Here is a 21,922-nt window from a genome sequence, read left to right as displayed (position 1 = left end):
ACGTAGCGCAGCCGGAAGTACCAAATCCGCTTTCGCCCGAAATCCATTACCTTTGCCGAAAATCTATTCTATTGTCTACTTTACGTTCTGACATTCCGGCCTCTGGCGTTTCCCGGAAAGGCATTCTGTACATGCTGGGAGCGGTGGTGTGCTTTGGGGTAGTGGGCGCCATTGCCAAGTGGCTGAGCCCGGACTTTCATTCAGTGCAGCTTGTGCTGTTTCGGAATATTGTGGGAGCCGTATTTGTCGGAGGTAGTGTCCTCAAACGCCCGCTCCGGCAGAAAGGCGGACGGCTGGGCCTGCTGGTATTCAGGGGTGTTATAGGTACTTTGTCATTGTACCTGTTTTTCTACGCCATCCATACACTGGGCTTGGGCGCGGCTACAACGTATCAATATACGTATCCGATTTTTCTGGCCCTGCTGTCGTGGCTGATCGTGGGGGAAACTCTTACCTCCCGCGAGTGGGCCGCCATTGCGGTGGGGCTGGGTGGAGTACTATTCGTGTTCCGGCCCGACCTGGACATGCCGCTCCGCAACCACGCCATCGGCCTGAGCAATGCCCTGCTCACCTCCATTGCTTACCTGGCCATCCGTCAGTTGAGCCAGTACTACGATACCCGCGCCATCATTCTCTCCTTTATGCTATCCGGGATCGTGATGCCTATTATCTCCATGCTGATTGGCGCCTACTACCCCAACTCTCCGGTCGATTTCCTGCTGGGTACCTTTCATTGGCCTACTACTCTGGTACAGTGGGTAGCTCTGTTCGCCCTTGGGCTCGTAGCGGTAGGTGGTCAGGTATTCCTGACTGAGGCCTTTACCTACGACAAGGCCGGACGGGTGGCCGCCATTGGCTACTCCAGCATCGTATTCTCATCCATACTGGGTCTGTGGCTGGGCGACCCCTTCCCCGCCCCCTCTACCATCATAGGTATAGTACTTATCATCAGCGGAGGAGTTATGGTGTCAATCCGGAAGAAAAAAGCTACTCCATCGACTGACTGAACAGGAGCTTATTGCCGAAGGGGTCTACAACTTCCATGGTGAGCGCATTCCAGAAAGCCTGCTCCAGAGCCGGCCTGTTATACCGGTAGTCTTTGCTCATGAGCTGCTGGTGATACTCGGCCAGCCCTTCACAATCGACAAATACCTTGGTACCCGGGGTGCAGTCGCCGTGGTGCTCGGTCAGGTGGAGTACAATACCGCCAGGATGAGTTACTTGCATGTACAGCGGAGCCCCTTCTTCAAAGCGATGCTCCCAGTCTACCCGGAACCCCAACCAGTCTATATAGAATGCACGGGCTTTAGCTTCATCATAAATTCTGATTAGAGGAATTGTATGTTTGGCTTTCATAGTGTAGTATGAACATTTTTTTTCCTAAATTACGTAGTAAACCCTCATGCCCCACCATGATCCATTACGACCAGAAAGTTTTTCGTTCCAGCTCTAACACCGACAATGGCGACGTTGACGCCGAAACCATCTTTTACTACCATCAGCAGGGAGATATCGTATGGGCCGAATACGCGGGAGGTAGTGTAGTAAAGGGCTCACTCATAGCCAAAGCCGATGAGCAGGGTATTCTGGATATGCGCTACCACCATCTCAACAACAGCGGAGAGCTGATGACCGGCATCTGCCGCTCGGTGCCGGAGCTGCTGCCCGACGGACGTATTCGTCTGCACGAAACCTGGCAATGGACCAGTGGTGATGGGTCATCGGGGCAGTCAGTCGTGGAGGAGTCGCGCTAGGCCTCGACCAGGCCAGTCCGTGCACCCACTGCTGTCCGGACACTGGCTTTGCTGACACAGGTACTGTATAGAGAACGGAGGTAGCCGGCCCTGCTCCCTCAAACTATGTGTCAGCTAACTTAGTTGTACATCTTACATTTACAATTTATCCTCGTTTTGCATGAACGATGTTTACGAGTGCTTCTACCTCAACGCCTCGGAAGGAATTATCTCTACGGACGCCAACTTTACTATAAGCAGCCTTAACCCGGCTGCTATCCGCATATTACAGCTCAACCAGGAAGAAGAAATTATAGGTAAAAACATCCAGCACACCATCGAGCTCCATAGCGTTGAATACAGCGTACTGGAGATCTTTCACCTGCTGCAGCAAAGTGGCCGCTGGGAAGGCCGCGTAAGCTACCACCTGCGCGATGGCAGCCTTATGCTGCTGGGAGGGAAGTTTTATAACCTGAAACGGCAGGACCAGGAAGTACACGGCTATAACTTTCACTTCAGCGTACTCGCTGACCCCAAGATCATCGGTGAATCTCTGCTGCTTCAGCAAGAGCAGTACAACACCTTTCTGAGTACCCTGGCCGAAGGCATGATTGTTCATACTCATACGGATATCATTATGAGTAATCCGGCCGTCGAGCGCATTCTGGGTATTACAACCGACCAGCTCATGGGCCGTGAACCCATTCATCCCAATTGGCGATGTATTCATGAAGATGGCTCTCCTTTTCCCTTCGAAACTCACCCCTCTGCTATTACTCTCTATACTGGGAAAGTACTGCGGGGAGTTGTGATGGGCGTTTATAAAGGAGACGGCAGCCTTACCTGGATCAGTATCAATTCGGAGCCTATCTTCGAACAGGAGGGCGGCGTTCCCTCCGCCGTAGTAGTGTCATTTAGCGATATTACAGAGCTCAAAAAGGCAGAACAGGCCATTAAAGATACCGAACAGCGCTGGCATCTGGCCCTGGAGGGCTCGGGCATAGGCGTATGGGACTGGAAGCCCCGGGTACCTGAGATATACATGTCGCCGCAGCACCGGCAACTGCTGGAACTGGACGGCCAGGAAACCTACTCCGATTTTAGCTTCTGGAACGACCTGATTCACCCGGATGATAGGCAGTCCGTCGGTGAGGCTCTGGAAAAACATATGTCCGGGCAGACCCAGAACTACCGGACCGAGCACCGCATCCGCAAAAAGGATGGTAGCTACCGATGGGTACTAAACCGGGGCAGCGTGGTAGAGCGAGATGCCAGCGGGCAGGCCATCCGGATGGTAGGTACTACCACCGACATATCGGAGCGTAAACGCATCGAGAAGGCTGAGAAGAAGATATCCCAGCGATTTGTCGCCATATTCAACTCTATGTACCAGTTCATCGGGCTGCTCGAACCCAACGGTACACTCATAGAGTCAAACGAAACAGCCCTGGCATTTGTAGGAGCTACTGCCGAAGAGACCATTGGCAAGCCCTTTTGGCAGGCTCCCTGGTTTGATCATTCGCCCGAACTGCAGCAAGAGATACGGGAAGATGTTCAGAAAGCAGCGCTGGGCGAATTTGTACGTCGTGAAATAGAGATATCAGGAAAAGATGATCAGCGAATGATCATAGATTTCTCTCTAAAACCTGTATGGGATGATAAGGGAAAAGTTATCCTGCTTATACCCGAAGGAAGGGATATTACCAGCCTGAAGCAAACCGAGCAGCTACTCCAGGAGGCAAACGAAAAACTGGCCAAACGGGCCGAAGCCCTGGCCGTATCCAACGCCGAGCTGGAGCGCTTTGCCTACGTGGCTTCGCACGACCTGCAGGAACCTCTGCGCACCGTCAACATGTTTCTGGAACTGCTGGAACGTAAGTACAGCGACCGCCTCGATGACAACGGCCGACGGTACATTACGACGGTGAAGCGGGCCGCCGACCGCATGAAAAACCTGATTCAGGACCTGCTCCAGTACGCCCGCATCGGGAATATCAATACAGAAGTACGGACTATCAACTGCAATACCCTCGTCTCCAGCGTGGTGGAGGCTTTTCAGAAGGCAATCAGTGAAAAAGGAGCCCAGATCGTTGTACACGACCTGCCTACGATCAAAGGCGAAGACTCGATGATGTTCGTTCTGTTTCAGAACCTGATCGGAAACGGACTGAAATACAATGCCAGCGAAAAGCCGGTGGTGGAAGTTGGCTGCCGCGACGAAGTTAACAACTGGGTATTTTTTGTAAAGGACAACGGCATAGGTATTGAGGAAACGTACTTTGAGAAAATATTCGTCATTTTCCAGCGCCTCCACAAGAAGGACGAGTTTTCGGGTACGGGCATTGGACTCGCTATCTGTAAGCGCATCGTAGAGCGGCACCGGGGAAAGATATGGCTGGAATCAGGGCCGGGTGGGACGACCTTCTTCTTCTCCATCAGCAAGAAGCTCAAGACGCTCGCCAACCAGTAGTTAAAACTTTGGCACGTTTACTGAGAGAAAAGAGTTTTCTAACTAATACCAGATTATCACCCATCCGCTATGAAACGACAAGCTACCCTGGCTGTACTGGCCAGTATACTACTTACCTCGCTGCTGGCTCTGCGCCCGAATACCCCTTCGCCCAAAGCCAACAAGGTGCAGTGGCTGACCATAGAGCAGGCTTACGCCCGCATGCAGAAGGCTCCCCGCAAGTTGCTGGTGGATGTGTATACCGACTGGTGCGGCTGGTGCAAGGTAATGGACCGCGAAACCTACGCCAATGCCAAAGTGGCTGAGTATATCAATAAGAACTACTACCCGGTGAAGTTCAATGCCGAACAGCGTGAGCCCGTTACGCTGGGAGAGCAGAAGTTTGTATACGTAGCACAGGGCAAAAATGGGGTACACCAGCTCGCCCTCGCCCTGACCAACAACCAGCCCAGCTACCCCAATACAGTATTTCTGGACGAAAAAATGCAGATGATCCAGCCGCTACCCGGCTACCTGAAGGCTAAGGAGTTTCACGAAGTAATTACGTTCATTGGCGATAACCACTACCAGAAGGTACCTTTTGACAAGTACAAAGCGGAGACTTATCCAAAAATGTATAAGTAGTAATAAAGCTATAAGAAATAAAGAAGGCCCTGCCGCATGTGCGGCAGGGCCTTCTTGTATAAGGGAAGTCATGCTGTGGATTATACAGCCTCTCCCTCCTGCATGCGCTCGGCGTTTTCGGCCATACGCAGCTGCTCGATAAAATCTTCAATATCACCTTCCATAACGGCAGGCAGGTTATGCACGGTATAGCCGATGCGGTGATCGGTCACGCGGCTCTGGGGGTAGTTGTAAGTACGAATCTTGTCCGAACGGTCACCACTACCTACCATGGACTTACGCTGTGAACTGATAGCTTCCTGCTGCTTACGTAGCTCAATCTCGTACAGACGCGAACGAAGTACGCCCATCGCTTTATCCTTGTTCTTGAGCTGCGAGCGCTCATCCTGACAGCTTACTACCAGTCCCGAAGGAATGTGCGTCAGACGCACCGCCGAGTACGTGGTGTTTACGGACTGTCCACCCGCTCCGGATGAGTTGAAGGTATCTACCCGGATGTCATTCATGTTGAGTTCCACGTCTACCTCTTCGGCTTCGGGCAGTACGGCCACGGTGGCTGCCGAGGTATGGATACGTCCCTGCGACTCGGTGGCAGGTACCCGCTGTACGCGGTGTACGCCCGACTCAAACTTGAGCTTACCGTACACATCCTCACCTTCCACCTTCACCACGATCTCCTTGTAGCCGCCATTGGTACCTTCGGTGTAGTCCATGACGGACATACGCCAGCCCATGCGCTCGCAGAAGCGCTGGTACATCCGGAACAGGTCACCCGCAAAGATGGCCGCTTCGTCTCCACCGGTTCCTCCCCGGATTTCGAGAATGATATTGCGGCTGTCGTTGGGGTCTTTGGGGATCAGCATTTCTTTCAGTGCCGTCTCCATCGTTTCCTTCTGGGGCACCAGCTCACTCAGCTCTTCCTTGGCCATCTCGCGCAGATCCTCGTCCTTCTCGGTAGAGATCAGCTCCTTGGCTCCTGCTATATCCTTGAGTAGTTTCTGGTACGCCTTGTACTGCTCTACAATCCGCTCCAGATCCTTGTATTCCTTACTGAGCTTTGAAAAGCGCTTAGCGTCCGAAACTACTTCGGGCTGTATGATTTGCTGCGCTACTTCCTCAAACCGCTCTTTTATTGCTTCTAATTTATCCTGCATATTCCTTAACTATCATTTTCCTGTTTATCAGGTGGGTCACCCAGGTGCCCTGCCTTAGTGGGACTACCTCGGCGGCACCGCAAAGATACGTAATTTAGAGTGATGTACCTGTGCTGGTACCGATATACTATATGAACTCCATTAGGATATATATCGTTTCGTTTACGAGATTTACACCGGCTTTACTTCTTACATGTACCTCTATGACCCGTTACATCTATATACTACTACTGCTACTAGGCACCCTGAGCTGCAACGTTGAGAACCGCGTGGGTGGCACCAAAGAATTGTCTGACGAAATCCGGAACTCCAAAATCAAGCGGGTGACCGACGTGCAGCTGATATCTACCATTGACCAGTGGGGGCGTCAGATTGCTGCTATTTCACAGAAAACGCTGACGGAGTCAATTACCAAGAACCCCGAAAAAGCCGCTGAACTGTGTGGCAGCAACTTCCAGCAGCTACCTGCCCTGGCCGCTCTGAACAAAGAGTATGGCGTACAGGTACAGCTACTGGGCTCGGCCGATGTGCAGAATCCGGCCTTCAGTGCCAAGGAGCGTGAGCTGCTCGACGCCTACCTCTACAACGCCGAAAAGAATCTACCTCAGTCGGCTAACGTACAGCGCCTCAACGACACGCTATTTGTGTACAACTCACCCGTTCCGGCCGATAACATCATCAGCAAGAGCTGCTTCAATCAGCAGAATGTACCTTTTGCGGTATGGCGGATCCTTTTCAATAAGAAAGACGTGATCCGTAAGATCGACGTCAAGAAGCTGGACTAGCAGAAGTAGAAAGACTATATAGCAAGAGAGGCAGCCCGGGAGCTGCCTCTCTTTTTTATTTCTTACCTTCTTCCAGAGCGGCTGTCCAGCGGGCGTATGCCTCCTGGGTAGCTGCCTGCCGGGCCGCATCAGGCTCAATGGTCTGTACAGCGGTAAGTCCGGTGAAGGCATCTTCGCGGCTCTTGTAGTAGCCTACACCCAGACCAGCCGCCCGGGCAGCGCCCTGGGCTCCGTCGGTATTGTATAGTTCTATGGTAGCTCCCGATACATTGGCAAAGGTGTCGCGGAAGATCGGGCTCAGGAACATATTGGCCTCACCGGCCCGTACCCGCTTCAGCGACACGCCCAGGGTTTCCATCACACGCATACCGTAGTACAGCGCAAATACGATGCCTTCCTGCGACGCCCGGATCCAGTGGTTCATGCCGTGACGGTTGAACTGCAGCCCGCGGAAGGCAGCGCCAAGATCCTGATTTTCCAGCTCACGCTCAGCTCCGTTCCCAAAAGGCAGACATACCAGTCCGTCCGCTCCGATGGGTGCCTGAGCGGCCAGTTCGTTCATCTTAGAGTACGAGATAGTACCCTGCAGCAACGTATTGCGGAGCCAGCTATTGAGGATACCGGTACCATTGACGCACAGAAGTACCCCGTAGCGCGGGCTACCCAGCATGTGGTTGACGTGCAGGAAGGTATTCACCCGTGACTTGGCGTCATATTTGGTCTGGTCGCTTACTCCGTACACCACGCCCGAAGTACCCGCCGTAGCGGCCACCTCACCGGGCTCGAGTACATTGAGCGAGAAGGCATTGTTAGGCTGATCACCGGCCCGGTATGAAACGGGAGTACCCGCTGCCAGACCCAGCGCTTCGGCTGCCTCGGCAGTAAGCTCTCCCTGGTTGCTGAAGGTAGGTACTACGGTAGGAATCATATCGGTACTGAACCCGAAGTAGTCCAGCAGGAAGCCAGCGGGTTGCTCATCCAGAAAATCCCAGAGTACTCCCTCCGACAGACCGGATGGTGTAGTCACGACCTCACCGGTCATGCGGGCCGCCAGGTAGTCGCCGGGTAGCATAAACTTATAGACTTTGGCGAAGACGTCCGGCTCGTTTTCTTTCACCCAGGCCAGCTTGGAAGCCGTAAAGTTACCGGGGGAATTGAGCAGATGCGGTAGTACTACATCCGCGCCCAGCTCCTGAAACGCCTTATTGCCTATACCCACCGCCCGGCTGTCACACCAGATAATGGAGGGGCGCAGTACGTTCATATCCTTATCCACTACCACCAGACCGTGCATCTGGTACGATATACCAATGGCTTTTACCTCATCGGCCGGCACCAGGGCCTTCTGCATCACGGCCTGCGAAGCCAGGCAGGCATTTTTCCACCACTGATCGGGGTGCTGCTCGGCAAATCCGGGCTGGGGTGACGACAGAGCCATTTCGGTCTCAGGAAAGAAAGCCGAAGCCACGGTTGTTCCCGTGTCAGCATCGAGGAGGCAGGCTTTTACGGACGAGCTACCAACGTCAAAACCAATAAAGTACATAGTAATGGGGATTATAGGAACATGGAGAGCAAATGTACAAACCTGGCGGGAGATAATGCAAACAGAGAATGGGAGTAAGTGGAATAACAGTCATAAGGTAGCAGGCTCTCTTACCATCTTGGATTTAGTAGTTATTACTTTATTTTTGAAGAAGATAAGTCAGGACAACCTCGAATTAATGGAGAAGGACATGAAAGCAGATAAGTTTGAAGATGTGATAGCTTCCAGAGAGGAACTACATTCCTTACTCGGAGTACCTAGTGAGACCGTCAGGAATAAGGTGATACACTTCATTGATAAGCACTGTCAGGAATTTATCTCGAAGTCTCCTATGCTATTCGTTGCAACGAGTGACTCATCTGGACATTGTGATGTTTCTCCACGCGGAGATAAAGCGGGGTTTGTATTGGTACTGGACGAAAAAAGGCTGGTCATACCTGAGCGGCCCGGAAATAAGAGATTTGATACATTGGGAAATATCATAGATAACCCACAAGTAGGTTTGATATTTATAATCCCGGGACTCGAAGAGACCTTAAGAATCAATGGAAGAGCAAAAGTTATCAAGGATAAGGGGATCATGGAGCTGCTCGAATCCAATGGTAATATTCCCACCGTTGGTATAGGTATAGACGTAGAAGAATGTTATATCCATTGTGCCAAGTCGTTTAAACGCTCCCTGCTTTGGGACCCTTTCAACTGGCTCGAAAAAGATCTTCTTCCCAAACCGGCCTCTATTCTTGCAGCCCACATAAAAGATCCAAAACTTACAGAAGCACAAATCGCTATGGGCTTGAAGGAAAGCTATGAGAAACGCCTGTACTAGGAGCCGTTTTTTCCAGCCATATCCAGTGTGCTCCTTACCTAGTATCTACGTAATACTGGTACTACCACGCCCTCTTTAGCTTTCAACATTGATCGAACAGTAACTACCGGTAGATAAAATTCAACCATTTAACTAAGACATTACGCCCTACCTGGATAGCTTTGAGCAGAAAAAGAGCACTATCCACATGCTCTTCCTGGTACTTCAATGTAGTACTAACGAAGAGGATTATAAAAAGGTAGAATGAAAGAACGGGCTACAAAAGCTTTATCAAACCGACGCAATCTTCTCATACTGTACATTATTATTGCCCTGGCCGCAAGTATACAAGGCCTGCTGTCCGGGACTAAAACATTTGATGATAGTGGCATTCAATATACCCAGTACAACAATTACAGGATCTTTGAGCGGTCGTTTTACCACCTACTAAACAATCAGGACTTATATATCTTGTACCCCGAAGAACAATGGGACCTATATAAGTACACTCCTACCTTCTCCGCCCTGTTTGGCCTATTTGCCCTGTTTCCGGATTGGGTGGGCCTGAGCCTGTGGAATCTGGTGAATGCTCTGGTTCTGCTCTTTGCTGTCTATCGCTTACCTCACTTACGTGACGTTGAAAAGGGGCTGGTACTAGTGATTGTCTTGGTTGAGTTACTGACATCCATTCAGAATGCGCAGTCAAATGGATTGATAGCGGGGCTACTGGTTATGTCCTTCGCCCTACTAGAAGACAAAAAGTACCTGTGGGCTACCTTGTGCATCCTTTTTTCGGCCTTCATCAAACTCTTCGGAATAGTCGGATTTGCGCTGTTCCTCTTCTATCCCAAAAAGGGTAAGCTGGCTCTGTACACAGCACTATGGACCTTTATTCTCTTCCTGATTCCGCTGCTCTTTGTAAGCTACGAGCAGTACACCAGGCTCTTCCAGAGCTATTGGAATATGCTATCCCACGACCACTCCAGCTCGCACGGATACTCGGTAATGGGCTGGCTGAATAGCTGGTTTACGCTGGAGGTAAACAAGAATCTTGTCGTTTTAGCGGGGGTACTCCTGTTCCTGCTTCCCCTGATCCGGTACCGTGAATACCAGAACTATACTTTCAGGTACCTGGCTCTCTGCTCTGTTCTGATCTGGATCGTGATATTTAATCACAAAGCAGAATCGCCCACGTTCATTATCGCTATGACGGGGGTGGCCTTGTGGTTTGTTGCTGCTAAAAAGGACACGCTGACTAGTATACTATTCGCTTGTGCCTTTGTACTGACTACGCTGTCTCCTACCGACATTTTTCCCAGATACCTGCGTGAAGAGTTTGTAATACCTTACGCTCTCAAAGGCTTCCCCTGTATTATGGTATGGGTAAAAGTAGTCTATGACATGGTAGTCCTGAGAAAAGACCTTTTAGCAGAAAGAGCCCATCCAGAACACTCCCCGCTTCAGACAGCGGAGTCATAGCTATCACTTGCTCTTCTTTCGCCCTTTCTTGATCAACCGGTGGATGTACTGCAGCTTCTCTACCACCGGGGGCGTGAATGTTTCGGGGAGTAGGTCGGGGAGGCCCATGGAGCGGTTTACCTCATTGACCCTGATGCTCAGGTCTACACAGCGGGCTAGTAATTCGTCCAGTTGCGTACTCTGCAGGTCCTCACCGGGTAGCTCCAGCAGTTCGGTATTATCGGCCGTATCCAGCACGGCAATCATATCCAGGTAGGCCCCCCAGGTTTCGGCAAAGTCCTCCCAGGAGTGCATGGTGGCATAGGCACTGATGTAGCTTTCCTGCCAGTTGGGCTTAGGTCCGTTTTTGTAGTACTGGTCCAACGCTTCGCTGTAGGTAGGTGATTCATGATCGCCGAAGATGGCTTTATAGGCTTTTTCATCTTTATCCTGCACCAGTAGCTGCCAGTAGTAGTGGCCGATTTCGTGCCGGAAATGCCCGATAAGAGTACGCTGGGTTTCGCCAAAGGATACGCGCTGCTTTTCACGCTCCACCGGATCGGCTTCCCGGAGATTGATGGTGATCTTGCCATCGGCGTGTCCGGTAAATACCCTTTCGCCTTTTCTGACGATGACCTTTCCCTGCTTAACGGGCTCAATATCCTCCTTAAAGTCAAAGGACAGGGGCAGTTCGATAGGCTGGCTATAAGGCAGACCTAACTGGTCCAGCTGGTACAAAAGGCGCCTCTTGGCTACTTCCAGTTCGTACCATTTGGCCCGGTTCCCCTCCACCGACAGGTCGGGGATGGTCTCCGTGAGCTGGCAGTAATCACACAAGGGTAGCTGCGTTGGTAGCTGACCGGGGTTTTCGACCATGCGGTTGCAGACGTATTGGGTAGCGTAGTTGAAGCATTTCACTACTCTGGACTCGCACTCGGGGTTGGTGCATCGGTAGCCGCCCGTTCCGTCGGGTTCCATGGCGTGCATACCTTTACAAACCGGGCACCAGCCTACCTCCCGCTTACAGGACAGGCATACCGAATTCTCATAAAATAGCTTATTGCCGCACGTACAGTGAAATGTTTTCATCCTGATCTAATTAATAAAAAATGGCAGATGTAAGATCACATCTGCCATTAAACAAGACTTACCCGCATATGTTTACGGGAGGATCATGAAGCTATCTGCTGTATTGGCGCAAAGCTATATGGTACGTTCTTCTTTCTCTATGGTAGTCCACTCTACCGAGCCCTTAATGCCCAGCCGCTCCGGATCGAACACGGGCTCTACGCCTGCTTTCAGCTGGTTCTGGTAATCTTTAAGAGCGAGCAAAGCGGGTTTGCGCAGCAGGATGATAGCAATGATATTCAACCAGGCTACCAGACCTACCCCCATATCACCCAGCGCCCAGGCCGCCTCGGCGGTCTTGATAGAGCCGTAGAACACCGCTACCAGCAGCAGCAGGCGCAGTACCAACAGCTTCCACCCCATATTTCCCTCCTTTACCAGAAAGCTCAGGTTGGTTTCGGCAATGTAGTAGTAGGCTACGATGGTAGTTAGCGCAAAGAGAAATAGTGATACCGCAATAAAGCCCGGCCCCAGGCTGGGGAAGTGAATACTGACGGCATTTTGTGTATAGCCGGTTCCGGCGGGTACTCCGGCCATGTTCTCTACCAGAAAGCCTCCTTCGGGATTTACCACATTGTACTGACCCGTGAAGAGGATCATAAGAGCGGTAGCGGTACATACAAATAAGGTATCAATGTACACCGAAAAGGCCTGGATCAGCCCCTGCTTGACCGGATGAGAGGCCTCTGCAGCGGCAGCGGCGTGTGGGGCCGTGCCCAAACCTGCCTCATTGGAGTAGATGCCCCGCTTGACGCCCCACGAAATGGCCATACCAAACACGCCCGCAAAGGCAGGCTCCACATCAAAAGCAGAACGAAAAATCAGACCGAATACGTCGGGTACCTCACTAATATTCATCAGGATGATAGCTACTGCCATCAGGATGTAAGCAATGGCCATAAAGGGTACTATGATCTCCGCCGTTTTGCTGATCCGCTTTACCCCCCCGAAGATAATCAGCGCGATCAGGAGAGTAACCGCTATTCCCGTATAGAGAGCGGGTATATTAAAGGCATTTTCTATACTGGAAGCAATGGTATTGCTCTGGACTCCGGGAAAGAAGGCCGTTGAGCTAACCGCCGTCACGACGGCAAATAGGGTAGCGTACCACTTGATGCCCAACCCCTTGTCGATGTAGAAAGCTGGGCCGCCCCGGTACTGTCCATCCTTAACTTCTTTGTAGATCTGAGCCAGTACGGACTCCACAAAAGCAGAGGCACTACCCAGGAAAGCCACGATCCACATCCAGAATATAGACCCAGGTCCACCCATGGCAATGGCCGTAGCCACGCCGGCTATATTACCGGTACCTACCCGACCCGCCACGGCCAGCGAAAAGGCCTGAAAAGAGCTTACTCCTTTCTGTGAAGACTTCCCTCCGAATAAGAGCTTCACCATTTGTCGCACATAGCGAAGCTGTAAAAAACGCGTAAGTACCGAAAAGTAGATCCCTGTTCCCAGACACAAAATAATCAGGGCATTGCTCCAGATTATTCCATTGATTGCATTGATTAATTCTTCCATCAAAAAAGTTATACTCAGAAGATTTCCAAGGATCATCCCCCTTTGTTATAAAATTACATACCTGCTTCTAACAGATCGTTTTCACTAACCACTACTCTGCCTTTCCGGCCATAGCCAGAACAAACGCATACTCCAGAGCGATGTCGTGCAGGCGCTTGAAGCGTCCCGACGCGCCACCGTGGCCCGTTTCCATATCACAGTGCATCAGGATCAGGTGGTCGTCCGTTTTTAGCTCTCGTAGCTTGGCTACCCATTTGGCCGGCTCCCAGTACTGTACCTGCGAATCATGAAAGCCCGTCGTGACCAGCATGTGCGGGTACACTTGTGCCGTTACATTGTCGTAGGGTGAGTACGACTTCATGATATCATAGAAGGGCTTCTCATTGGGGTTGCCCCACTCTTCGTACTCGCCGGTGGTGAGCGGGATGGTTTCGTCGAGCATGGTAGTAACTACATCCACGAAGGGTACCTGCGCTACCATGCCTTTGTACAACTCGGGGGCTAGGTTAGCCACGGCACCCATCAGCAAGCCTCCGGCGCTGCCGCCCATGGCAAAGAGGCCTTCGGGCGAGGTCCACCCTTCGCTGATCAGGTACTGTGAGCAGTCGATAAAGTCGTAGAAGGTATTCATCTTACGCAGCAGGCGACCATTTTCGTACCAGGCGCGGCCCATTTCCTGCCCGCCCCGGATGTGGCAGATGGCAAAGGCAAAGCCCCTGTCGAGCAGACTCAGACGGGCCGAACTGAACATAGGGTCCATGGAGGAGCCGTAAGAGCCGTAGGCGTACTGAAGGATAGGTCCCTGCCCGTCACGTACAAAGTCTTTGCGGTATACGATGGAGATGGGTACCCGGGCGCCATCGCGGGCGGTAGCATACAGGCGCTCGGTCACGTAGTTGCTCTTATCAAAGTCTCCTACTACCTCCTGCTCTTTGAGCAGGGTCTTGGTCCGGCTCTCCATGTCATAGTCGTAGGTAGAGTTGGGAGTAGTGAGGGAGGTATAGCCGTAGCGCAGTACCTCTGTATCAAAATCCGGATTACCGGCTACGTAGGCCGTGTAGGCCGACTCGCCGAAGTCGAGGTAATGCTCTTCACCCAACTGCTGGTCCATTATACGGATATGCAGCAACCCTTCCTTGCGCTCCTGTACCACCAGGTACTTGCGGAACACCTCTATGCCTTCCAGGTATACGTCGGGCCGGTGCGGGAGTACCTCCTGCCACTGCTCCGTATCGCTGATCTTGTCCTCAGGGGCTTTGACGAGCTTGAAGTTTTCGGATTCGTTATAGTTCGTTACGATATAAAAAGTATCCTGGTAGTGCTCCAGAGAGTACTCGTGTCCGCGCCGACGCGGTATAGCTACCTCGAAGGCACCCGTTGGCTGGTCGGCCCGTAGCAGGTGGTACTCGGTAGCCACGCCATTATGGTCAGCCACCAGGGCTATGTACTTCTTGGACTTCATCCGGTACAGGCCCAGGTAGTACTGGTCGTCGGCCTCTTCGTACAGCAATACGTCGTCGCGCACATCGGTACCCAACTCGTGCCGCCATATCTGGTAGCCCAGCAGGGTATCTACGTCTTTACGGATATAAAATAGGGTTCTGTTATCAGCCGCCCAGGCGTAGTGGCCGCCTTCGGTGTTGGGTATCACATCCGGGTACCACTCACCGGTAGTGAGGTTGCGAAAGCGCAGCGTAAATAATCGGCGACTAACGGTATCTTCACCAATGGCTGCGATGGTCTCGTCGTCACTGATCTCGGGGAACGTAGCCTGGTAGTACCCTTGCCCGGCGGCCTGCTGGTTGAGGTCCAGCATAATCTCTTCGGGAGCGTCAAGGCTCTGGTACTTGCGGCAGTAGTAGGGGTACTCGGCTCCTTCTTCGAAGCGTGAGTAGTACCAGTAGTTGCCATCCCGAACGGGCACTGACTCATCTTTTTCTTTGATGCGCCCTTTCATCTCCTGAAATAAATTCTCCCGAAAGGTTTTCAGTGGAGCCAGTACCTCCTCGGTATACCGGTTTTCGGCCTCGAGATGGGCCACTACCTCCGGATTCTCACGCTCGCGCAGCCAATAGTAGGCATCGGTGCGCGTATCGTCGTGAAGGGTCATAACCTTTTCTATCTTAGAAGCTTGTGGAGGTGCAGGGCTAGTGTTGAAGTAAGTCATGGTATAATTTTTCCGGGGTTTCTGTCAGTTTTGGTTCGTTGGGATATACAATAAATAAAAATCTTACCTAATTTAGTTTCGCAATTGTACTTTCCAGCCCCGACCCACGTTGAATAAGGCACTCTTAGCTACTTTTCTTTGTTTAACAACCAGTCTATACCATAGTAAGTTACCTGAACTTGTCGATTGATTTACTAATCATGAAAAAACGATTGTTAGCTGCCGTTGCCGGTAGCTTATGCGTTGTGCTAGTCGCCTTCCGTACCGAAGACAACGAATGGGAAAGAGCTTTCACCCGGATTGATACGGAAGTACGAAAAAACAGCAAAGCATACCACACTTTGGGTGAGGCCACTCAACGCATCGGGCACCGTCTGACGGGGAGTAACAATGGTCGCAAGGCTGAGGAATACGCCTATAACCTCCTGAAGAGCTACGGATTCAGCGATGTAAAGTACCAGCCGTTTGAGGTGGTTACCTGGATGCGTGACACCGTCACCCTGAGCGTAGTACCCAAAAGCAGCGACAATTTTCGTGATGTAGCCGTAGTGGCTCTGGCGCATTCACCCGTAGAGGCCTCACTCAAGGGCCAGATCATAGACGTAGGTAATGGTCTGGAGGAAGATTTTGAAGCACTTAAAGATAAAGTAAAAGGTAAGGTAGCCCTGGCTAACATAGGCCTGGTAGGTGTAACGGACAAGAAAAACCTGCACCGCTCCGAGAAAACCGCATTGGCGATCAAGTACGGTGCCAACGGTATTATCATGGTCAATCAGGCCCCGGGCAAGATCTTGCTGACGGGTACTGCCTCCGTAACGGGCGAACTCATACCCATACCTGCGGTGTCTATCTCTAACGACAGCGGCCGCGAACTCCGCGCCTGGATGCAGGAAGAAGGCCCTCTGGAAGCCCACATCGACATGCGCAACTTCTCCAAGACCATCAAGGCCCGTAACGTGATAGCTACGCTGAAAGGTAAGTCCAGCGAGAAAGTAGTTATTGGCGGTCACCTCGACTCATGGGACCTGTCGACCGGAGCTATTGATAACGGAATTGGTTCTTTCGCGGTACTGGATATAGCCCGTACCTTTAGAGCCCTCAAAGTAAAACCTGATCGTACCATCCAATTTGTGATGTTTATGGGCGAAGAGCAGGGCCTGCTGGGCTCCAAGCACTTTGTGCGCGAGCTGAATCGTACCGGCGAAACGGCCAAGGTACGCTACATGATGAACCTGGATATGACCAACGATCCTAAAGGGATCAATGCCTTTGGCCGCGATGACATGGGCGAGTTTTTCCAGCGTGTAGGTACCGCTATCACCAAAGTTCACGAAAGCTACCCCAATCAGTACCTCAACCGCGCCGGACTGCACAGCGACCACCAGCCCTTCATGCTCGAAGGTATACCAGTAGCCGGACTGTCAGGTTCACTGTCGCCGTCGGTACTACAATGCTACCACGCCGACTGCGATAGCTTTGATCTGGTGGACAAACAGCAACTGGAAAATACAGTACGCATCGCTTCCATGTACCTGTACGCACTGGCTACAGCCAATACTCTTCCGGCTAAGCGCCTCAACCCCCAGGAAACCCGCGATTACCTGATTGCCCAGGGGCTCAAGCAGGAGCTCGTGCTGGGTCAGGAGTGGCGCTGGTAGTAGAGCCGCTCATCATTGAGTACTAGCATCTACTCAGAAAGGGCAGCTACTGCTGGGTGATCCAACCGGTAGCTGCCCTTTGTATATGAATGGCTTATACTACTCATTACTAACTACTATCCCTTAAAGAGGCCCTTTGCTACAGGGTGGCATGATTTGTGCGGCTATAAAGATGACTACCTCTGCTATGGTTAACATGAAGCCCTCCTGTTACCATTTATAAAAAATCAAATATTGCGTATAACTATATCCACTAAGCAGTAACCCGGGTGGTATTGGCATGGATTTCGTTCGGCATGCATACCACTATACAGAAATACGTCGCTGATCAGGAGTAACTCCCAGTACCGTAACCTTATGAACACACATTCGCAATCAACCCATAGATTACCTTTTCTGACAGCCCATGAGGTACTCACCGGCTGCATCAGGAGCTTATTCCTCCCGTTGATGATGGTTAGCCGAAGCAGTTCATCCTCCTGGTCCTTATACACTTCTTCGTTCTCATTCACCACTAATTGGCTGATTCGCCTATATTCGCAGCGAACCTTGTTCCGACAGATCGTACAGCTCCCCGGTGCATCTTAAAGATAGCCCCTTTACAAGTCCGATCTAAAATCTATCAGAATAAATATATTCGACACCTTACTAATTTATGCCTCTATATTACTATGCATATTATTGCCTGAGAAAGCCCCTGTGCTGGGTGTTGCTGGTTTGTATGCTGTTAGGAGGAGGGGAAGTACACGCACAGATCAACCGTCAGAAACAGCAGGCTGACCGGAGTTTTTTTTCACAGTTATATGGTCGCGCTATCAACGACTATGTACAACTCCTGCGTAATGATTCATTAGCTACTGAAGATCGCAGGGAGGTCCTGTACAACCTGGGCTATGCTTACAAGGAAGTGGGAGATATGCCCAAAGCGGAGACGGTGTTCCGGCAGTTTCTGGAGTCAGGTGAGCCCGGCCCTAAGTACCAGCAGGCTTACCTGTACTATGCGCAGGTACTGGGCTACAACGGAAAGCTCGACGAGGCCCAGAAGGTATATACGGTATATCAGGAACAAAAGGATAAACTAACTACAAGCAGCGGTACCGGGACCCGTGTAGCGGGTGGAGCCCAAAAAGCTACCTACCGGCTCGAGAATCTCAATATCAACTCCACCGGCTCGGAGTTTAGTCCGGCTTATTTCCGGGACGGACTGGTCTATATAGCAGGTCGCGGAGCCGGAGGAGCCTCTACCAACAATAAGGGCTACCTGGACCTATACTACATGCCCCGCCGGACCGACCTGCAGGCGGTGAGCCTGCTGGGGGCCGATGGAAAAGAAAAGCCTCTGACCATTAGCGGGGCCTCAACCGGTACCAGCGGGCGCTTGCTGGGCCGTGACAACTACACCCGTTCCACTTCCAACGACTCCCGCACAGTAGGTACTTATGCACCCATTGAGTTTTCGGAAGGCTTAGACCTCAAAAAACCCGTAGCCAGCACCGGCGCTACGGTGGAGCAATTCAGTAAAGACTTAAACTCCAAGTACCATGAGGGCCCGGTGACCTTCTCGGCAGATGGCAGCCAGATTATCTTTACCCGGAATAACTACAGCAATGGCCGGTCCCGAAAGAGCAGCGATAACGTAACCAAGCTCAAGCTGTATTCCGCTACCCTCAAAGACGGGGGCTGGTCGGATGTACAGGAGCTTCCGTTTAACCACGATGAGTACTCTACCGGCCATCCTGCTCTTAGCCGGGATGGAAAACTCTTATTTTTTGCCTCTGACCGCCCCGGAGGACTGGGAGGTACTGACCTCTATGTATCACGTTGGGAGAAGAACGCTTGGTCGAAGCCGCAGAGCCTGGGTAAGCAGATTAATACCGGCCGGGATGAAATGTTTCCGTTTGTGGATGAAAACGGAAACCTGTACTTTGCTTCCAATGGTCGCAAACCCGGACTGGGCGGCCTTGACATCTACTATGTACCCATGCTGAATGGCAACGTGGCAGGACCGGTTGTTCATCTGGAAGCTCCTCTCAACTCTCCCGCGGACGACTTTGGCCTAATTACGGATGGCAACCGCAGTACGGGCTACCTGAGCAGCAACCGCCTGCGCGGCGACGACGACATCTTCCGGTTTGTGCAGGAAAGCACCCTCAACGGTTGTCGTAACCTTACCATACGGATTATAGATGAAAGTACCTTCGCACCGCTCGACAGTGCCATGGTAGTGATTAATGCCAAAGGTGAGGGGCACGACCAGCAGGAGTTATTTACAAATGCCAATGGTGAAGTCAACGTCTGCCTCAATGCCAATAGCAACTTTATGTTTGAGGTAACACACGAAGGCTACCTGGCGGGTACTATAGGCTTTACTACTACAGGATTTACGGATGATAAGTCTACCCGGCTGGAGTACTCCCTCCTGCCGTACCAGTCTGATGCGGTCGAAGCACTGCCCGCCAGTATGTCGGGGGGCTATACCAATGACAAAGTAACTACTCCTACTCTGCGCGGAACGGTTACCGGCGAAACGGATAAGAAACCCATTGAGGGCGTCAAGATCATACTACGCAACAAGTGTGATGGTACTACCAAGCAAACAGTGACGGGCCCTGACGGACGTTTTGAGTTTGGATTGAAAGAAGGATGCGAGTACCAGATGGAAGCCTCCAAGCCCAGCTATGGTACCAACAGGAGCTCTATCAGGAAGATCACGGAGAAGTCGGAGTCGAAGTTGGTGGCGGCTGACCTGAAAATGCTGAAGGTAGGGGATGTAGTGACGCTGGATAATATCTACTATGACTCGGGCAAATGGGAAATCAGACCCGATGCCGCCCGCGAACTCGACAAAATGGTAGCTACCATGCGTAAGTACCCCTCGCTACGCATAGAGATAGGCTCGCACACCGACAGCCAGGGCAACGCTCAGTTTAACCAGTACCTGTCGGAGCGACGCGCGCGGGCCGCTCTTAACTACATGGCCTCGAAAGGCATAGCGCGCAACCGCATGACCTCCAAAGGCTACGGTGAATCAAGCCTGATCAATCAGTGTAAGGACGGTGTACTATGTACCCAAGAGGAGCACCAGCGCAACCGACGAACGGAGTTCAAAGTACTTTTTATCCGTTAGAACCTTTCAGACTACCGTTTCAGGAAAGCCCTTCTCACTAGTGAGAAGGGCTTTCGTATATTTTTCGATATTTGTGCAGAAACATATATCGTACGAATGGTTGTATTTCCCAATGCCAAAATCAACATTGGCCTCCACATCACCGAAAAACGCTCCGACGGATTTCACAATATCGAATCGTGCTTCTACCCCGTCGGCTGGTCTGATGCCCTCGAGATCCGTCCGGCAGAGCGCCTTTCTTTCCAGTCATCGGGGCTGCCCATTCCGGGAGCTACCACTCCGGAGACCGCCTTCAGCAACTTATGCGTAAAAGCCTATCATCTGCTAGCACGTGATTATTCACTACCTCCCGTAGATATACACCTGCTCAAGGCCATTCCCATCGGAGCCGGGCTCGGCGGCGGATCGGCAGATGCCGCTTTCACTATCCGGGCCCTGAACGAGCTTTTCGGTCTGCAGCTCACTACCACCCAGCAGCAGGACTACGCCCGTACCCTCGGCAGCGACTGTGCCTTTTTTATCGAGAACCAGCCCAGGTACTGCTACGGCAAGGGCGATCAGTTTGAGGAGATAGACCTGCGGCTTGCGGGTAAGTGGATCGTGCTGGTCAATCCGGGGCTGCACATTTCTACCGCCGAGGCTTACGCAGGCGTCAGACCAGCCCAGCCGGCTACTGACCTGCGGCAGCTCCTGCAACAGCCCATCCACGAATGGCGTACTACTGTAGTAAATGATTTTGAAGCGTCGCTGTTCCTAAAATATCCCGAATTGCCTGCCCTTAAAGATCAGCTATACGAGTTGGGGGCATTATATGCCAGCATGAGTGGTTCCGGCTCCACAGTCTATGGAATTTTTGGGAATGAGCCCGATTTCTCGAACAATTTTAACCACTACGCCGTTTGGCAAGGAGAACTATCCTGATTCTGAAAGAAGTATAAATTGAGTTGAATTGTAGTTATAAGGAAAAGGTAGGCATGCTTTTTTACATTAGAAAAAATTATTTTTTCGTTTTTAACTGTATGCCGACCATCGAAAGCTTTTACGAATCATGCCTATAAAACCAACGACCCGAAGCCCGGAGAATCCTTTCACCAAGCGACGCGAACCACTTCAATTCATGCTGTGGCTGGGTATAGGAGGAAGTGTTTTAATATTCACTACCCTACTGGCTATGTATATCATACGTAAAGTAGGGCCTGACTGGCAGCAGGTAACGTTGCCGGGAGTATTCTGGATCAGTACCTTTGCCATCCTGCTGAGTAGTGTTACCATGCACGAAGCGCACCGTGCTTTTCAACGCGAAAAATTTCCAATTTATCGGGCCTGTCTTGGATCTACCCTAACGCTGGGCGTTGCCTTTGTGTTGATGCAGGTCTGGGGATGGTTTCAGATGATCGAGCAGGGCATAGGAATGCAGGAAAGTGCACCCGGTGCTTTTGTATACCTTCTTTCCGGACTTCATATCCTGCATATAGTAGGCGGACTTGCTTTCCTGGGAATCGCGTTCTGGGAGTCGATGAAGAACATGACTTATATAGACGCCTTTGTGTACAGTGTCAATCCGCCTAACCGGCTCAAGCTGAAGCTGATTACTACCTATTGGCATTTTGTAGATGTTCTGTGGATCTATCTATTCCTGTTTCTTCTGTTTCACCATTCGGCTTAATTAGCAATTAATATAACGAGGTGACGATAAGGGAGGTCGTGATGAGATGAATACATCCTTCACAGCCCCACTTTTCGTCA

The 21,922-nt window shown here is 51.5% G+C and carries 17 protein-coding genes; 11 read left to right on the top strand and 6 right to left on the bottom strand.

Annotated features, from left to right (window positions below; translation table 11 throughout):
* Positions 1 to 71 precede the first annotated feature (71 nt).
* Complete coding sequence (locus JTN23_RS04105) at positions 72 to 1,007, top strand: DMT family transporter (RefSeq protein WP_247232587.1); 936 nt, start codon at positions 72 to 74, stop codon at positions 1,005 to 1,007.
* On the opposite strand, the gene JTN23_RS04100 is transcribed toward JTN23_RS04105, so the two are convergent.
* Positions 988 to 1,356: a glyoxalase superfamily protein gene (locus JTN23_RS04100; protein WP_247232586.1), complete on the bottom strand. Its 369-nt coding sequence runs from the start codon at positions 1,354 to 1,356 to the stop codon at positions 988 to 990. The genes JTN23_RS04105 and JTN23_RS04100 overlap by 20 nt on opposite strands.
* Positions 1,357 to 1,412: 56 nt before the next feature.
* On the opposite strand from JTN23_RS04100, the gene JTN23_RS04095 reads away from it, so the two are divergent.
* The 3 genes from JTN23_RS04095 to JTN23_RS04085 all read left to right on the top strand — a co-directional run bounded on the left by JTN23_RS04095 (position 1,413) and on the right by JTN23_RS04085 (position 4,827).
* A complete protein-coding gene (locus tag JTN23_RS04095; protein ID WP_247232585.1) occupies positions 1,413 to 1,754 on the top strand; it encodes an avidin-fold protein in 342 nt (113 codons plus the stop codon).
* Positions 1,755 to 1,914: 160 nt separating this feature from the next.
* Positions 1,915 to 4,203 (top strand): PAS domain-containing sensor histidine kinase, encoded by a 2,289-nt coding sequence (locus JTN23_RS04090; protein WP_247232584.1) that lies wholly within the window; start codon positions 1,915 to 1,917, stop codon positions 4,201 to 4,203.
* Between the two features lie 69 nt (positions 4,204 to 4,272).
* Complete coding sequence (locus JTN23_RS04085; protein ID WP_247232583.1) at positions 4,273 to 4,827, top strand: thioredoxin family protein; 555 nt, start codon at positions 4,273 to 4,275, stop codon at positions 4,825 to 4,827.
* A gap of 80 nt (positions 4,828 to 4,907) precedes the next feature.
* On the opposite strand, the gene prfA is transcribed toward JTN23_RS04085, so the two are convergent.
* Positions 4,908 to 5,981 carry a peptide chain release factor 1 gene (gene prfA, locus JTN23_RS04080; protein WP_247232581.1) on the bottom strand — a complete coding sequence of 358 codons (1,074 nt, stop codon included), beginning with the start codon at positions 5,979 to 5,981 and terminating at the stop codon, positions 4,908 to 4,910.
* Between the two features lie 203 nt (positions 5,982 to 6,184).
* Here prfA and JTN23_RS04075 point away from each other — a divergent pair, with 203 nt between their 5' ends.
* Positions 6,185 to 6,766, top strand: a complete 582-nt coding sequence (locus JTN23_RS04075) for a hypothetical protein (protein WP_247232580.1) — start codon at positions 6,185 to 6,187, stop codon at positions 6,764 to 6,766.
* A 55-nt stretch (positions 6,767 to 6,821) separates the two neighbouring features.
* Here JTN23_RS04075 and JTN23_RS04070 read toward each other — a convergent pair whose 3' ends face one another.
* Positions 6,822 to 8,309, bottom strand: coding sequence for a xylulokinase (locus JTN23_RS04070; protein WP_247232579.1), 1,488 nt, complete (start codon positions 8,307 to 8,309; stop codon positions 6,822 to 6,824).
* A gap of 55 nt (positions 8,310 to 8,364) precedes the next feature.
* Between JTN23_RS04070 and JTN23_RS04065 the strand changes: the two genes are divergently transcribed.
* A complete protein-coding gene (locus tag JTN23_RS04065; RefSeq protein WP_247232578.1) occupies positions 8,365 to 9,135 on the top strand; it encodes an MSMEG_1061 family FMN-dependent PPOX-type flavoprotein in 771 nt (256 codons plus the stop codon).
* Positions 9,136 to 9,585: 450 nt separating this feature from the next.
* Positions 9,586 to 10,593 carry a glycosyltransferase family 87 protein gene (locus JTN23_RS04060; protein ID WP_247232577.1) on the top strand — a complete coding sequence of 336 codons (1,008 nt, stop codon included), beginning with the start codon at positions 9,586 to 9,588 and terminating at the stop codon, positions 10,591 to 10,593.
* A gap of 3 nt (positions 10,594 to 10,596) precedes the next feature.
* Here the strand turns inward: JTN23_RS04060 and JTN23_RS04055 are convergent, their stop codons facing one another.
* The 3 genes from JTN23_RS04055 to JTN23_RS04045 all read right to left on the bottom strand — a co-directional run bounded on the left by JTN23_RS04055 (position 10,597) and on the right by JTN23_RS04045 (position 15,391).
* The gene (locus tag JTN23_RS04055) at positions 10,597 to 11,661 is read right to left on the bottom strand and encodes a zinc-binding metallopeptidase family protein (protein WP_247232576.1); all 1,065 of its coding nucleotides are present in this window, start codon (positions 11,659 to 11,661) and stop codon (positions 10,597 to 10,599) included.
* Positions 11,662 to 11,775: 114 nt separating this feature from the next.
* Positions 11,776 to 13,224, bottom strand: a complete 1,449-nt coding sequence (locus JTN23_RS04050; RefSeq protein WP_247232575.1) for an alanine/glycine:cation symporter family protein — start codon at positions 13,222 to 13,224, stop codon at positions 11,776 to 11,778.
* A 91-nt stretch (positions 13,225 to 13,315) separates the two neighbouring features.
* Entirely contained in the window at positions 13,316 to 15,391 is a 2,076-nt protein-coding gene (locus JTN23_RS04045) for a S9 family peptidase (protein WP_247232573.1), read from the bottom strand.
* A 200-nt stretch (positions 15,392 to 15,591) separates the two neighbouring features.
* Here JTN23_RS04045 and JTN23_RS04040 point away from each other — a divergent pair, with 200 nt between their 5' ends.
* The 4 genes from JTN23_RS04040 to JTN23_RS04025 all read left to right on the top strand — a co-directional run bounded on the left by JTN23_RS04040 (position 15,592) and on the right by JTN23_RS04025 (position 21,842).
* Positions 15,592 to 17,049: a M28 family peptidase gene (locus JTN23_RS04040; RefSeq protein WP_247232571.1), complete on the top strand. Its 1,458-nt coding sequence runs from the start codon at positions 15,592 to 15,594 to the stop codon at positions 17,047 to 17,049.
* A 721-nt stretch (positions 17,050 to 17,770) separates the two neighbouring features.
* Positions 17,771 to 20,176 carry a carboxypeptidase regulatory-like domain-containing protein gene (locus JTN23_RS04035; RefSeq protein ID WP_247232569.1) on the top strand — a complete coding sequence of 802 codons (2,406 nt, stop codon included), beginning with the start codon at positions 17,771 to 17,773 and terminating at the stop codon, positions 20,174 to 20,176.
* Positions 20,177 to 20,272: 96 nt separating this feature from the next.
* Positions 20,273 to 21,097: a 4-(cytidine 5'-diphospho)-2-C-methyl-D-erythritol kinase gene (ispE, locus tag JTN23_RS04030; RefSeq protein ID WP_247232568.1), complete on the top strand. Its 825-nt coding sequence runs from the start codon at positions 20,273 to 20,275 to the stop codon at positions 21,095 to 21,097.
* Between the two features lie 127 nt (positions 21,098 to 21,224).
* Positions 21,225 to 21,842 (top strand): cytochrome c oxidase subunit 3, encoded by a 618-nt coding sequence (locus tag JTN23_RS04025; protein ID WP_247232567.1) that lies wholly within the window; start codon positions 21,225 to 21,227, stop codon positions 21,840 to 21,842.
* Positions 21,843 to 21,922: the final 80 nt, after the last annotated feature.

Source organism: Telluribacter roseus (assembly GCF_017355915.2).
GTDB lineage: Bacteria > Bacteroidota > Bacteroidia > Cytophagales > Spirosomataceae > Telluribacter.
This window is presented reverse-complemented; position numbering and strand designations above follow the sequence as displayed.

Bases quoted from the DNA above. Each gene is read 5' to 3' on its own strand.
- JTN23_RS04025 (WP_247232567.1), top strand. From the start codon at position 21,225: ATGCCTATAAAACCAACGACCCGAAGCCCGGAGAATCCTTTCACCAAG.
- JTN23_RS04050 (WP_247232575.1), bottom strand. From the start codon at position 13,224: ATGGAAGAATTAATCAATGCAATCAATGGAATAATCTGGAGCAATGCC.
- JTN23_RS04085 (WP_247232583.1), top strand. From the start codon at position 4,273: ATGAAACGACAAGCTACCCTGGCTGTACTGGCCAGTATACTACTTACC.
- ispE (WP_247232568.1), top strand. From the start codon at position 20,273: ATGGTTGTATTTCCCAATGCCAAAATCAACATTGGCCTCCACATCACC.
- JTN23_RS04055 (WP_247232576.1), bottom strand. From the start codon at position 11,661: ATGAAAACATTTCACTGTACGTGCGGCAATAAGCTATTTTATGAGAAT.
- JTN23_RS04075 (WP_247232580.1), top strand. From the start codon at position 6,185: ATGACCCGTTACATCTATATACTACTACTGCTACTAGGCACCCTGAGC.
- JTN23_RS04070 (WP_247232579.1), bottom strand. From the start codon at position 8,309: ATGTACTTTATTGGTTTTGACGTTGGTAGCTCGTCCGTAAAAGCCTGC.
- JTN23_RS04045 (WP_247232573.1), bottom strand. From the start codon at position 15,391: ATGACTTACTTCAACACTAGCCCTGCACCTCCACAAGCTTCTAAGATA.
- JTN23_RS04095 (WP_247232585.1), top strand. From the start codon at position 1,413: ATGATCCATTACGACCAGAAAGTTTTTCGTTCCAGCTCTAACACCGAC.
- JTN23_RS04035 (WP_247232569.1), top strand. From the start codon at position 17,771: ATGCTGTTAGGAGGAGGGGAAGTACACGCACAGATCAACCGTCAGAAA.
- JTN23_RS04090 (WP_247232584.1), top strand. From the start codon at position 1,915: ATGAACGATGTTTACGAGTGCTTCTACCTCAACGCCTCGGAAGGAATT.
- JTN23_RS04040 (WP_247232571.1), top strand. From the start codon at position 15,592: ATGAAAAAACGATTGTTAGCTGCCGTTGCCGGTAGCTTATGCGTTGTG.
- prfA (WP_247232581.1), bottom strand. From the start codon at position 5,981: ATGCAGGATAAATTAGAAGCAATAAAAGAGCGGTTTGAGGAAGTAGCG.
- JTN23_RS04100 (WP_247232586.1), bottom strand. From the start codon at position 1,356: ATGAAAGCCAAACATACAATTCCTCTAATCAGAATTTATGATGAAGCT.
- JTN23_RS04065 (WP_247232578.1), top strand. From the start codon at position 8,365: ATGCAAACAGAGAATGGGAGTAAGTGGAATAACAGTCATAAGGTAGCA.